Genomic DNA, 13,299 nt, shown 5'->3' on the forward strand with positions numbered 1-13,299 from the left:
GATGGCAGCAGTAGTTAAAAAGTTAAAATGCCAAAATATGGTTAAAAATACTAAATGTTAATAAAAAGGATGCACACTGCATCCTTTTGTAATTACTCTATTGTTAATGGGCGTTTTACTTAAAAATTGTAAGTAATGTTACCGTATAAAAAGCGCCCATCTAAACTGTAGGGTGTGTAAGGCGTGTACGGAAATATTTGGCCAAAGTTAGAGTAGCCAATATTATCTACCGTTGCTTGAGGGTACTGATCAAATAGGTTATTCGCACCTACTGCAAACTTCCACGCTTCGTTAGGACGATAAGCGACTTCTAAATCAGCAATCCATTTAGCATCTAAATATTCATCACCCTCGCTGGTGGTTGAAATATCTGCCACTTCCCCATAGCGAGTTGCACGCAAGGTTGTTTGCCATTGGTTAAAGCTCCAAACAGCCGATAGGTTTAGTTTGTTATCGGGTGTGCCTTGCTCAAAACGGCCTACTTCACGACGGGCAAATACCACGTAGTCATCGCCTAAAGAATTTAGCTCGCTCGGGTTTGCATCTACATGAGTCACTTCGGTATCGTTAATGTTTGCCGCCGCATTTAAGCGCACATCACCCAATGTATTTAAATCAAGTGTGTACGTTGCCACAATATCAACACCTTGTGTGCGCGAATTGATGGCGTTGGTAAAGTAACGAACACTTTCGGTATTTAGCTCGCCAGCATTCGCTAGAATTTGCTGCACAGCGTTACCGCTTAAGTTTTCAGAGAGTACAATCCGGTCATCAATATCAATGCGGTACGCATCAACCGTTAAGCTAAAGCCACCTTGAGTGTAAACAAATCCAGCGGTAACGTTAACTGAGTCTTCTGCATCGAGCTGTTTTGCACCTAACGCTTGAGCTGCAGGAGCAGAGCTTGGGAATAGACCAACTTCAAAAGGCTGGTTATTTTCGAGAATAGTCGATATTTGACGGTACGAGCTTTGTGCAAGTGACGGCGCACGAAACCCAGTACTGGCAGCACCACGTAATGATAGGTTGTCGTTAATACTGTAACGCATGGCTAATTTTGAAGTAAATGTGTTACCAAAATCGCTGTAATCTTCATAGCGACTGGCTAAAACAACATTCCATTTATCAGTTAAGTAAGTATCAAATTCAGCAAATACAGCAACATTATGACGACTTTCATTGGTTGCGCTTTGCGGCCCAAACCCAGGAAGCACTTGCGCACCGCCAGCAGCAATTGGGTTGCCGTTGTTATCAAGCGCAGTAATATAAGAGGCTTCCTCGCCTTGCTCTATTTTATAGCTTTCACGGCGGTATTCAGCACCAATAGTGAAAAACACATCATCGGGTAGACCAAAATCAACGCTGGTATTGGCATCAAAATTAACTAAAAATTGATCGTAAACCATGGCGCCGTTATCAAACTCAGTTTGGCTATTAGTACCTAAAGAAGTATTGAGGCTATTTACAACCCCTAAACCAAAGTCATTTAGGCCGTAGTTGGTGCTTACACCCCAAGTCCAGTCGCCACTATCGCCTTGTAAACCAAGTGCCAGCGAGTAATCTTTTACGTCGGTAGCAATTTGTGGCAAAAAGCCATTAGGGTATAGCTCTAAAACATTGCGGCTGTCTTTTGCACGACGGTAAAATCCGCCCGAGTTACCTTCACGCTCTGAATAGCTACCAAACGAATAAACATTAAAGCCATTCTCTAAATCGTATCCCATATTGTAAAACAAAGCGTAGTCTTCCAGCGCTGCTTTACCAAAACGGTGATTGTAGCGATCAATTGTAAATTCGCGTGGGTCTAGGCTGCCATCATCTAGGCGGCTGTATTGTTCGCGCGGATCAAAACCAGAGCGTTGAGTTGAGTCGTTATCACGGTATTCAATTGATACATTTACAAAACCATTGTCTGTTAATGAAAAACCTGAGTTTGCGCTAATTGTGCGGGTACTACCGTCGTTAACGTGACGATCGTCGCCTAAATTAAATGCAAGGTTGCCGTTATCATCCGCATAAGTGCTATTTAGTTGCGGTACACCGGCCATTTGGCTGTCGTATTGGCCATAAGTTACGCTAACACTGCCGCCTTCGGTGGCATCTTTTAAAACAATATTGATTACTCCCGCAATGGCGTCAGAGCCATATTGTGCTGCAGCCCCATCGCGCAGTACTTCAACACGCTTAATTGCAGAGGTTGGGATCATGTTTAAATCAACCGCGGTAGAGCCGCGACCAACCGTGCCCCCTAAGTTTAATAACGCACCAGAGTGGCGACGCTTACCGTTAATAAGGACTAAGGTGTGATCGGGTGCAAGGCCTCTTAAAACCGCTGGGCGAGCATGATCGGTGCCATCAGAGAGTGTGGCACTTGGGTAGTTAAAGCTCGGGACTTGTTTAGCGAGCACTTGGCTAATTTCAAGTTGCCCCGTACTTGCCATATCGTCACTGCTAATAATATCTACAGGCACAGTACTTTGCGCAATACTACGCAAACTGCGACGCGTGCCTGTTACTGAAATTACTTCGATATTTTCTTCGACTTGGTTAGTTTGCTCAGCCGCATTAGCAGCTGAAAAAGAGGCGCTAAGTGCGGTGGAAATAGCCAAGCTAAGTGCTAATTTTTTATTAGCTGATAAATGCTGAAAAGTCATTAAGCGTGCCTTGAAGATTTTGAAAAGGGCGCATCATATATAAGCGGCTAGTGCATCGCAAAGATCTAAATTGACTAAGTTATTCAACTATTTTCATAAAAATAAGTGATCGGAATAATAGATTGAAACAGGAACAGACAAGGAGGCTAAAATATAGGATTATGCTTATTTAGGCAGCGAAAATGACTAACTTGGTTTAAAGCTTTGCTAAAGGGTTTAAATTATAAAGAAGCTACAGGCCAAACGATTAATGTGGCCTGTAGGGAATTAAAAATTTATTCAGGTGCTACTTCAAGGGTGGTAAATAATACATAACGGCTGGCGTCTACATCTTTTTCGTTTACTGTTACTTTTTGAGAGGTTTCGATTAGGTATAGGCCTGGCTCTTTCCACGTTGTGCTAAACATGCCGTTTTTGTCGGTCGTTACTTTTATTTCGCCACGTTCGTTACGGTAGCGTGTATCACCTTTTAAAATGCTGACTTCAATGCCTTCGCCAACCGGCTTTCCATCGCTTATTAGCTGAAAGCGCGCTTGCTCGCCAACAAATAAATCGTTTGGATGCGTTGGGCCGCTAAGCTCTAAGCCTTGACCTAATTGTGCTGGTTTAGAGGTACCATTATGACTAACAAAGGTATCAACAGTAGAGATGGTTTTAATTGTAGTGATGTCGCTGGCGTCTTTAGGTAGATTGGCATCTGCTTTTTTGGCGAATACACGGCTTCGCTCACCTGCTGCATTTTTGTAGAATGTCATGTACATAGGTTTTTGCGTCATCGCAATATGATAGGTGCCTTGTTGCTGAAGTTTTACTGCAGCAGAGCTTTTGCGTTGTAGGTAGTAGGCACGAATGGTATCGGTAACTTGCTCGCCATTTGGGGCAAGTGCCATAAGCAGAGTATCGTCGTATTCAGCGCCTTTTGTGCTTGGACGAAATGCTTTATCAGGTGCAAAAATTTCGTTAGAAATACTCGCATCAATCATTACATAATGGGCTTTATCCCCTGATAGCGAGGTATGCGAAGGTAGTAACCAGCGGCCATGTGCACTTGCAGCTGTTGATACCAGCGCTGATAAACTCAGTGCGCCAATGAGTGCTGTTTTTAATAAATTAACGTTCATTATTTTTCCTTTAAATTTGAATGATAAGTAGGGACTACCTAGCGGATACAGTGACAAAGCTGGTTGAAAATTCGTTTTTGCCATCAATGGTTATTTTTCCTGATTGGGTTAAATCAAGCTCAATACGGCTGTAATCACGCCCGCCTTCTTCACGAACAACTTCAACATTTAACAGGTATTTTCCTGCGATAACTGATTTGCCATTAAGATCGTTTCCGTCCCAATTAATGGTATAAATGCCTGCGCGTTTGGTTGCGCTACTAACCCCATCGAAGTTTGCATCACTTTTACCTGCTTTACGCCACCATTGGCGTAGGTCTTTAAACCATTCCGCTTTTTGTACCCAAAGCGCTAAAGTTGAGACATGTTTTCGCTCTGGTGTTTCGAGCCAAACTGCAACATAAGGGCGATGATAGGGCTGCACATCTAACTCAGGTAGAGTTAATTCGATTTCTAATTGGGGCGATTGCGCTGCCACCGAAGTGTGAAAACACACGGCAATTAACAGCAATACGGTGCTAATTAAAGATTTAAACTTGAACATTAAAACACTCCTTTAATTTGTGGAACCCAGCATAAATAAATAACCAATGGTGTTGCGATTCCTAATACGGTTATCCATATTCCTGCTAAGCGTTTTTTTCTGTTTTGAAATAAAATAATCATGCCGGTGATGGCAAATAGAATCATGAGCACCGCTGATATATCAATAACCCAGCTCCATACTTCTCCTGAATGACGACCTTTGTGTAAATCGCCAATAACACTTAAAAACCCCCCGGTTTGATAATCGAGTAACAATTCGCCACTGATAAAATCAAACTCTGCATAGGCATAGCCTGCTGGTAATGGGTAGTCGAGCATAACCAGTGAATCTTGCTTTTCCCATTCAATGCTTTTCACTTTATTCAGCCCATAGTGTTTGGCTAAGTAAGCTTCTATTTGTGGATAAATAGCAGGCAGGCTATTTAATTGTGTATTTGCTTGAGTAAGCAGATCTTGGGGGATTTGGACCGTAATTTGGCCATTGTTTTTATCGTTTTTTAACCAGTCAACATGGTTTAGCACTATACCGCTTACACAAAATAGAATAAGTAAAAAAAACAAAGCGGTGGAAATATAGATATGTAGAGTACGACTTGTACTATATAAAGTGCGTTTATTAACAAAGGGCATAAAAGGTACAAACTTATTTAATTTATACGGATGATAATGATTTGCATTAGCTGTTACAAATTTATTTACCAAACTTTACACTTTATTTTTTAGGAGGAGCTGAGGGCTTAGAAATTAAGTAAGCCATAACCAGCACTTCAACAACAGCCACTAGGGCAATAATCCAAGCTGGAGGGCTGTTGTATGATAAAAATATAAAGCCTATTAGCATACCTATACCCGCAGCATACTTTGCCTTTACAGGAACCACTTGATGGGCGCGCCAATGTTGTAATGTTGTGCCAAAGCGAGGGTGGTTTAATAGCCAAGACTCAAGTGCCGCGGATGAGCGAGCAAAACAGGCTAAGGCTAAAATTAAAAACGGCGTGGTTGGCATAACCGGTAGGGCAACACCAATAATGCCCAGTAATACACACAGTAGCCCCAGCAATTTAAAGCCGAAATTTTTATAATAAATAAAAACGTTTTTTATGCTCACTTTAGCTCTTTTTTTAATTAATTAAACGGTAAAAGGGTAAGCTAATTAAAAGGTAAAATGAAGAGAAAATGGCTTAGTTGCATGTTATCAACTAAGCCATTTAGGGTTAGCAAAGGAAAAGAATTTCCTGATTGCACTACCTATTAAAAGTAATAGCCTAAATTAATATTAAAACGGCGCTCGGTATCGCCATCACCAATAATGGTACCGCCAATAAAGGGTTGATTGCGGGCTTGTACGAAATCAACATAACTAAAGAATCCGCCAGCAGTAATGCTCATACCGGTTACATTCATCCAAGTATTGGCGCTATTATCTGACTTGTTGTAGATGATCCCATAGTCGTTATAAAACTGCAGGTTGGTAACTGGGCCCCATTCTAGTGCGTAGTCATAGGCAACATTAAAGTTGGTCATTGTGGCTTGGCTCGATACACTGTCATAATAGTCAAAAGCACCCACCGCAAAGCGGTTATTACCATCGTCTAAGTCGTAGTCATATTCACCGTGTTGCAATTGAATATTCCAGTTATTAATGTTGCTGTTTAAGTGAACAGCCCAAGCACTGTAATTACCAGCGCGGTCTTCACCGTCGTGAAGTCCGCCACTGAGTAACGATACCCCGATGTCAGTGGTGATATTTTTACTATGCTCAAGCTGATAAGTAGCGCGACCAGCAAAGGTGTTGTATTCACCAAGCTGCTTTGCTGGTTCAGCATAGATGCCTTCATCTGCAGGACGACTACCAACAATATCATAAGAGTAACGATGATTTTTGTCTGATGCTGAGCCATCAACTCCACCCAGTTCATCATTTTTGAAAAAGCCTAAATCAAGTGTCCAGTTGTCTTTAAGTTTGCGCTTAGCAACCACACCTAAATCAAAATCATCTTCTAGGCCAACATAGTAGTTAGTGCTAAAAAAGTAGCTGTGAGAATTATAAGGACCGTTACCAAACGGCACGGCTGTTATGCCTGCCTGAGCTTCCCAGCCATCAATAAATTCGTACCCTAAGTAAGCGTACTTTACAACAGTCATATAATCGTAAAAGCGTATTTCACCATTGACTGAAATATCATTAATTTCGCCAGAGACATTTAACCGGAAAATATCAAAATCAAAGTCACCGCCGCGATCTTCATTGTCTTCATCGTAAGAGTTTATACCGTAGTTAGCGCGAATAGCACCTCCTACCTTTATTCCAGATGATTGCTTTTCTTGCTGTGCAGTGTCTGTAGAAGTAGCTTGCAACTGTTTACTAACTTGGTCTACTTGCTGAGACTTTTTTTCAGCGAGTTTGCTTTCAAGTTTATCTACTTGTTGCTTTAACTGCGTTAATTGGCTTTGGATAGGTTGAAGATTTGATGCATAAGAATTGCTAGCAACACCACTTAAAATTAATGCGAGTGTTAGTTTTGAGAGTTTAGTCATAATAGCCGTTTTGATTGTGATTAAAAAATAAAGGCGCAACGATGCGCCTCTTAGTGTGGAAAAAGGAGAAAATGGCAGACTAATTTAGTTTATTGTTTTTATACTGCGTTTTATTCTTTAGTAGAAGTTTGAAACAGTGCGCCTACTTCTAAAAGAGGAGAGGCATCTAGCTTATCTGCATCCATCATTGCGGCAATACGTTGCATTGATGAAAGTAGTAGGCTCTGTTCCCATTCAGCAAGCGCTGAAAATTTTTCGATAAAGTGTTCTTGCAAGGGCTGAGGCGCTTTTTCGAGTAATTCTTTACCTTGTTCAGTAAGGTATAAGCTGACCCGGCGTTTGTCCATTTGACTACGAACGCGTGTTACCAAATTCTTGCTTTCTATTCGGTCAAGAATATTTGTGACCGTTGCCGGACTTAAATTGACGTTTTGCGCAATACGACTGGCGGTAATACCATCAGTTTGAGACACTTCTTGCATAATAAGCAGTTGTGGTCCAGTTAAACCCGCTGTTTTATTAAGTTGTTTTGAATGTAAGTCAATCGCACGGATCACCTTGCGTAAAGAAACTAGTAACTCGTCATATTTTTGCATTTGTTTGTCTCATGAAAGGCGAATCAGTTGCCGTAATCACGAAATGTTACACATCAAATAAATTGAATTCAAATGATATATGTTGTTTTAGCCCGCTGTTATTAGTTTTTAATGGTTTTTATTAATTTGAGCAGTAATTAAAATGGCATTTATTATCTTTATTTTATTAAAAGTTAATAACACTCTGTTTGCTAAGGCTGCGCACCTTACGTAAGTTAAAAGCGATACGCAAGCCACAGGTTTAAAACTTTAGTCGTAATTGAGCCGTTGATGTGGCATAAAAATATAGTAACTAACTCAATTTAAATAACTATTCTATGTAGCTTATGCTTTAAGCATGCATTATTGTTTGTGTACAGTAACCTGAACTCAGGTTAAGTACTAAAAAATTAGTCTCAGTGTTAAAGGAAATAAAATGCAATTATCACCCTCAGTATGTATTGAGCGTACACATAGCGGTTTGGAATTTATTAGTATTAATAGTCGCCAATGTAAGGCGAAGATATTTTTACAAGGTGGGCAAATAACTGAGTTTACACCCAAAGGAAAATTGCCACTATTGTGGGTGTCTGGGGATGAAACCTTTAGCGAGGGGAAGGGCATTCGTGGCGGTATTCCTATTTGCTGGCCTTGGTTTGGTCAACATGAAAATAAAGACTTTCCAGCACATGGTTTTGCGCGCACGCACGTATGGCAAGCCGATGAAGTGCATGAAACCGAGAACGAGATTACTGTTAGTCTTAAATTACCAATGAAGCAGATAGATTCTACCTTTTGGCCTCATCAATCTTCTTTAAGGGTTGAGTTTATTTTATCTGAGCAGTTAGAGGTGCGTTTAACCACCTGTAATTTAGGTAACACCCCATTTAGTTATACGCAGGCGCTGCATACTTACTTTCCAACTGATGATATTAATAATACTCGCGTAACAGGGCTGCAAGGGGCGCAATACATAGAATTTGGCCAAGGGCCTTATCAGCAAAGTGATGTGGTTGGTTTTACCCGTGAAACCGATATGGTTTATACCCAAGCCGCCGCTGTGCAAACTATTGAAACTCCTCAAGGGATGATCAGCGTTAGCAGAGAAAACTCGCGCTCGTGCGTGTTATGGAATCCATGGATTGAAAAATCAAAGCGACTATCAAATTTTGCCGATGATGATTATAAAAGCATGTTATGCCTAGAGGCTGCGAATGTACTTGAAGATGCGGTTACGCTTGAGCCAAAACAAAGTCATACCCTAGTAACAACAATTAAGTGGCTTGGCTAAGCCTACCATACGCGTAATGGAGCAAAGTGTGTTTACTAATCAACAAATAACCGACCTACCGCAACATAAAAGCATAGTGTTTGAGCCGCTTGCGGACAAAGCATTGTTGCATGCACAATTGAATTGGTTGTTATTCTTCATTCCTTTTTGCTTAGTACTAGCGACTGTTTGCTATTTTAATCCTGATTTTGCTGCTATGGCGCAAGGTTACTTATTGGTTGCTGTTCCGCTATTAATTTTACTGTGTATGTTATATAGCGTGTTTAGCATAAAATTACAGGGCAGCGCGTTGCGTACCCACGATATTGCTTTTAAAAAAGGCATTATTTGGCAGCAGGTGACAATTTTACCGTTAGCGCGTGTGCAGCATATTGAAATACACCGTGGACCCATAGAGCGAAAGCTTAGTTTAGCCAGTTTAAGACTTTATAGCGCCGGCGGTATGAGTGCCGATTTACAAATTAGCGGCCTGACTCACGAAAAATGCAAAAATATTCGTCAGTTTGTACAAAGCTATCGCCACGATGAAACCGCAAGCGAGGTAGCTGCCAGTGAGTGTTGATGCTGCGCAAATAACGTCACCTTCACTTAACTGGCAAAAAGTGTCGCCCTGGGCGCTGGCTTATTTTGTGATGCATTTTAGTGTGCGCTTCATAAAAGACGGCTTATTTAATTTACTGCCCGTGTTGGTGGTATTTGTTACCCAAGTAGAAAATAAACTATTTTGGGGGCAAGTTGGGCTCGCGGTTGCTTTGACTTCATTGTTTGCCTATTGTTTTTTGTATTACCGTAGTTTTCGTTTTTGTATTACTGACGAGCATGAAATTTTACTTAATAAAGGCGTATTTAAAAAAGAGCGACTTACCTTAAAATTTTCTCGAGTGCAAAACGTAAATATAGCGGAGCCATTTTACTTCACCCCCATAGGGTTAGTTAATTGTATTTTTGATGCGGCAGGCAGTGTGGCTCAAGAAGCTGTTTTGCCAGGGGTAACTAAAGATTACGCGCAACAAATGCGTAAACGAGTGTTTGACTATAAAGCGCAGCAGCAACCATCAGTAGAGCTCGCTGATACAGCGCAATCTCATATTGAAGAGCAGAGCGAAAATAGTTTAGTTATCACCAATAAAGAAATTGCTAAATTTGGTTTAATGTCGAATATGGCCATTTTAGCACTTGCGGCTATTGCCCCTTTTATGAATGTGGCCATCGACTTTTTAGAGCAGCAGTTCATAACAAAAATAGAGGGTTTTTATCAGCAAGAGCTCGGTATGATGGCTAATGCAGCGGTATTTGCGGTTATTACTTTAATTATTATGTTGGTATTTATTGCGGTGTTTTTATCGGTGACTATGTCGCTCATTCGTTTTTATAACTATCAGCTTTACTTTAAAAATAATAAATTCAAACGTATTGCAGGGCTGTTAGAGCGTCATCAACTATCAATTAGTTTAGACAAAGTACAGTCAATCGTTATTAAGCAAAACCTAGTTGCTAGGCTATTAAAACGCTTTACTGTGGAGTGTTTGCAAGCCAGTAGCGGCGGTGCTGCAAGCATGGCGAAAAAGAATAAACAAACCTTAGTGCTGCCTGTGCTCACGCAGGAGCAAGTTGATAATGTGTGTCAGTGGATTTATCCGTGGTTTGACAGTAAAAAGCTGGCATTCAATGCGGTAGAAAGGGCGTTGTTATATAAAAACACGGTGTTTTATGCTTTGCTACCGAGCGTTGCTTCTGGTTTTTTTATTAGCTTTATGCAACTTAATATATTAATTGCATTAGCATTATTCTTGGTACTAGCCGCGTTAGTGTTTTTATCTTATAAACGTTATGGGTATTACCTTCATCAACAAGATGGGCGTTTTTATTTGGTGGTACGCAAAGGCATGATTGGCGTGCATTATCGGGTATTTGAGCTCTACAAAGCACAAAGCGCTCGCAGTGTGAGCACCTTTTTTATGCGTCGTTCTGGCTTAAAAAGCCTGTATATACAACTTGCTGCAGGCGGTGCGTATGTCCCTTATTTAAAACAGCAAGATGCTGACTTCATTATAGATTTTACACTTATGCAGGCTGAGTCAGACCCTCGCAGTTGGATGTAACTTCCTTTGTTCAAAACTCAGATTAAATAATAAAGCGGGTGTAAATACACATTTGCACATGCTTTATTACACTTTTTTACTGCCCGTTTTTTCCATTTGATAATACTCTAAGCATTATCAAATGTACTATTTAAGGGATTATTGTGAAAAAGTCACTCATTGCATCAGCCTTATTATTGGCTGCACCTAGCTTTGCTGCTGATTGGCAAACCATTCATACCGAGCATTTTAATGTTCACTTTAGTAGTGAGCATACTGATTTTGCTAAATCGACTGCTGTGGAGCTGGAAATTGTTCGCACTAAAGTGCTTGAGCAACAAAACCGTGCGCTTGATAAAATCGTCGATGTGGTGGTGTTTGACCCTCTAAATGCAGCGAATGGCTTTGCCTTACCAACCTCTAACAATCCTGTTATGGCGCTTTTTACTACGCCACCGCAGTCGGATACGGTAATCTCAAACTCATCGGGCTGGCAGCAATTACTAGTATTGCATGAGTACATTCACTTAGTGCATTTAGCGCAGCCAACCCGCAGTGAGTGGCAACAAAAAATGAGAGGGGTATGGGATCTTTACGATTTAACCTATGGCGATACACCGCGCTGGGTAGCTGAAGGATACGCCACCTTAATTGAGTCTAAAATGACAGGCCGAGGGCGGCTCTTTGATAACTATTCTGAGGCAATACTCAGGGAGTTTGCTCAGCAAGGAGCGCTTCCGACCTATGGGCAACTAAATAGTGATGAAGGCTTTATGGCGGGCTCCATGGCGTATTTAATGGGAAGTCGTTTTTTATACTGGCTAGAGCAAAATTACTCAGAGCAGCTGGTCGATAATGTATGGGTTCGTATGCGGGCGGTTAAGTCTCGAGATTTTAACGACGCATTTTCTGGTGTATTTGGGCATAGCGCTGCCAAGCTATATCGTCGATTTATTGCTGAGTACACTTATAAAGCAATGCAACAAGAGCAAACCGAGTCACCACTTAATAGCAAGCTTTGGTTAAAGCTTGATTTATACGCTAGCAACCCAGCTCTTTCAGATGATGGCAGCAAAATTGCCATAGTGGAGCGTGATAAAAAAAGTAATACCAAGCTCATAATTTATAGCACTGAAGACAACACTAAAGCGCAACAGCAATTTACTAAAGCACAAAAGCAATTACTTGAAGATGATGCTAAAGATATTCCTGATACTGCGCCAAGTGTATTTAAGCGCGAGCAAAAAAAAATATTAAATCAAATAAATCGCGCAGGTATTGCCAATCCGCAGTGGGTAGGCAATAACACTCTTTATTTTAATGCCTACAGTAGTGAGGAGTCGGGGACTTATAACAAAGTGTCTGACATTTTTAGCTATAACATAGATACTGGTAACGTCGAACAACTCACTGAACTGGCTGGTATTCGTCGTTTTAGTGTTACCCGCGATGGTGAAACACTTTACGGTGAGCAAATAAGAGCTGGGTATTCTGAATTAGTAAAAGTCGATCTTAATACACAAACAATCACGCCACTTTTTACCAAGAGCTTAAAAACGACGTATGATTACCCGACCCTAAGCCCCGATGAAACAGAATTAGCTTATTTATCAGCGTCATTAAACGAAAATTGGCAGTTGTATATACAAGAGTTGGGCGCTGATACTAGGCAGTCAGTCCCAATGCCTAATGGGTATCAATATTTAAGCCAGCCGAGTTTTAGTCAAAATGGGGAGTCTATCTATTTTGTAGCTGGTCTAAATAATGCCACTGATATTTATAATTATCATATAAAAAATAACACCCTCACCCGCTTAACTAACGGGCAAGAAGCGCTCGCATATCCGATTGAAACAGAAGATGGCTCACTACTTTATTTCTCTATTAATGCCGATGGCCCTGATGTGAAAACGCTAACAATAGCAAAAAATCGCGCAGCCGTGACGGATCTCGCTGTAACCAGTGAAGCTCCATTGTTGATGGTAAATAAGCACACTCTGCCACCGGCAAAAATATATACCGATGAGATAGCAGAGCAAAGCGATTACGCAGTACTTGATCAGCAAGCGACGTTTGCCTTGGGATCACAGTATTATTCAGCGTCAACCAGTTTGCTAAGCGTAGGTATAAAAAGCAGCGACCTATTAAAGCAACTTGATTTACAAGCGGGTTATAATATTGATTTGCATGACGGTGCATTACATGGAGGGTTTGTACAAGCAAAATACAATGCGCTGAATACAAAGTTTAAGCTTGCGCTATTTGATTATAATTTGGATACATCATATCAATATCAACCTAGCTTAAACGTCGATATTGACGCCCGAGGTGGCTTTGCTGCAATAAGCCACCCATTGAAATTTGGTCAATTACAGTTAATCCCAGAATTGGCTTATAACTATACAGATTATAAAAATGGCCATAAAAATTGGACACGGTTGAGTATTAGTCAGCAATGGCAACACGACCGCCAAGCATTTGCCATAGGGCAGT

General features: G+C 40.9%; 11 protein-coding genes. 4 read left to right on the forward strand and 7 right to left on the reverse strand.

Going from position 1 to position 13,299, the window contains the following annotated elements; translation table 11 throughout:
• Positions 1 to 119: 119 nt before the first annotated feature.
• The 7 genes from P20439_RS10725 to P20439_RS10755 form a co-directional block, all read right to left on the reverse strand.
• Positions 120 to 2,654 carry a TonB-dependent siderophore receptor gene (locus P20439_RS10725; protein ID WP_008466775.1) on the reverse strand — a complete coding sequence of 845 codons (2,535 nt, stop codon included), beginning with the start codon at positions 2,652 to 2,654 and terminating at the stop codon, positions 120 to 122.
• Positions 2,655 to 2,929: 275 nt separating this feature from the next.
• Complete coding sequence (locus P20439_RS10730; RefSeq protein WP_008466776.1) at positions 2,930 to 3,775, reverse strand: DUF4198 domain-containing protein; 846 nt, start codon at positions 3,773 to 3,775, stop codon at positions 2,930 to 2,932.
• Positions 3,776 to 3,809: 34 nt separating this feature from the next.
• Positions 3,810 to 4,319 carry a DUF2271 domain-containing protein gene (locus P20439_RS10735; RefSeq protein ID WP_008466778.1) on the reverse strand — a complete coding sequence of 170 codons (510 nt, stop codon included), beginning with the start codon at positions 4,317 to 4,319 and terminating at the stop codon, positions 3,810 to 3,812.
• Positions 4,319 to 4,951, reverse strand: coding sequence for a PepSY-associated TM helix domain-containing protein (locus tag P20439_RS10740; protein ID WP_036933656.1), 633 nt, complete (start codon positions 4,949 to 4,951; stop codon positions 4,319 to 4,321). The genes P20439_RS10735 and P20439_RS10740 overlap by 1 nt, the downstream gene beginning before the upstream one ends.
• A gap of 82 nt (positions 4,952 to 5,033) precedes the next feature.
• A complete protein-coding gene (locus tag P20439_RS10745; RefSeq protein ID WP_008466782.1) occupies positions 5,034 to 5,429 on the reverse strand; it encodes a YbaN family protein in 396 nt (131 codons plus the stop codon).
• Between the two features lie 143 nt (positions 5,430 to 5,572).
• Positions 5,573 to 6,859: a porin gene (locus tag P20439_RS10750; protein WP_036933658.1), complete on the reverse strand. Its 1,287-nt coding sequence runs from the start codon at positions 6,857 to 6,859 to the stop codon at positions 5,573 to 5,575.
• A 110-nt stretch (positions 6,860 to 6,969) separates the two neighbouring features.
• Positions 6,970 to 7,455, reverse strand: a complete 486-nt coding sequence (locus P20439_RS10755) for a MarR family winged helix-turn-helix transcriptional regulator (protein WP_008466785.1) — start codon at positions 7,453 to 7,455, stop codon at positions 6,970 to 6,972.
• 415 nt (positions 7,456 to 7,870) lie between these two features.
• Between P20439_RS10755 and P20439_RS10760 the strand changes: the two genes are divergently transcribed.
• From P20439_RS10760 to P20439_RS10775, 4 genes are all read left to right on the forward strand, one after another.
• Positions 7,871 to 8,725 carry a D-hexose-6-phosphate mutarotase gene (locus P20439_RS10760; protein WP_008466787.1) on the forward strand — a complete coding sequence of 285 codons (855 nt, stop codon included), beginning with the start codon at positions 7,871 to 7,873 and terminating at the stop codon, positions 8,723 to 8,725.
• Between the two features lie 16 nt (positions 8,726 to 8,741).
• Positions 8,742 to 9,287 carry a PH domain-containing protein gene (locus tag P20439_RS10765; RefSeq protein ID WP_008466789.1) on the forward strand — a complete coding sequence of 182 codons (546 nt, stop codon included), beginning with the start codon at positions 8,742 to 8,744 and terminating at the stop codon, positions 9,285 to 9,287.
• Entirely contained in the window at positions 9,277 to 10,827 is a 1,551-nt protein-coding gene (locus P20439_RS10770) for a PH domain-containing protein (protein WP_008466791.1), read from the forward strand. Before P20439_RS10765 ends, P20439_RS10770 begins: the two co-directional genes overlap by 11 nt.
• 143 nt (positions 10,828 to 10,970) lie before the next feature.
• A partial coding sequence (locus P20439_RS10775) for a hypothetical protein (RefSeq protein WP_036933653.1) occupies positions 10,971 to 13,299 on the forward strand: 2,329 nt, incomplete at its 3' end.

The sequence above is a fragment of the Pseudoalteromonas sp. BSi20439 genome (genome assembly GCF_000241165.1).
Classification (GTDB): Bacteria; Pseudomonadota; Gammaproteobacteria; order Enterobacterales; family Alteromonadaceae; genus Pseudoalteromonas.

Bases quoted from the DNA above. Each gene is read 5' to 3' on its own strand.
- P20439_RS10725 (WP_008466775.1), bottom strand. From the start codon at position 2,654: ATGACTTTTCAGCATTTATCAGCTAATAAAAAATTAGCACTTAGCTTG.
- P20439_RS10730 (WP_008466776.1), bottom strand. From the start codon at position 3,775: ATGAACGTTAATTTATTAAAAACAGCACTCATTGGCGCACTGAGTTTA.
- P20439_RS10735 (WP_008466778.1), bottom strand. From the start codon at position 4,319: ATGTTCAAGTTTAAATCTTTAATTAGCACCGTATTGCTGTTAATTGCC.
- P20439_RS10740 (WP_036933656.1), bottom strand. From the start codon at position 4,951: ATGCCCTTTGTTAATAAACGCACTTTATATAGTACAAGTCGTACTCTA.
- P20439_RS10750 (WP_036933658.1), bottom strand. From the start codon at position 6,859: ATGACTAAACTCTCAAAACTAACACTCGCATTAATTTTAAGTGGTGTT.
- P20439_RS10755 (WP_008466785.1), bottom strand. From the start codon at position 7,455: ATGCAAAAATATGACGAGTTACTAGTTTCTTTACGCAAGGTGATCCGT.
- P20439_RS10760 (WP_008466787.1), top strand. From the start codon at position 7,871: ATGCAATTATCACCCTCAGTATGTATTGAGCGTACACATAGCGGTTTG.
- P20439_RS10765 (WP_008466789.1), top strand. From the start codon at position 8,742: ATGGAGCAAAGTGTGTTTACTAATCAACAAATAACCGACCTACCGCAA.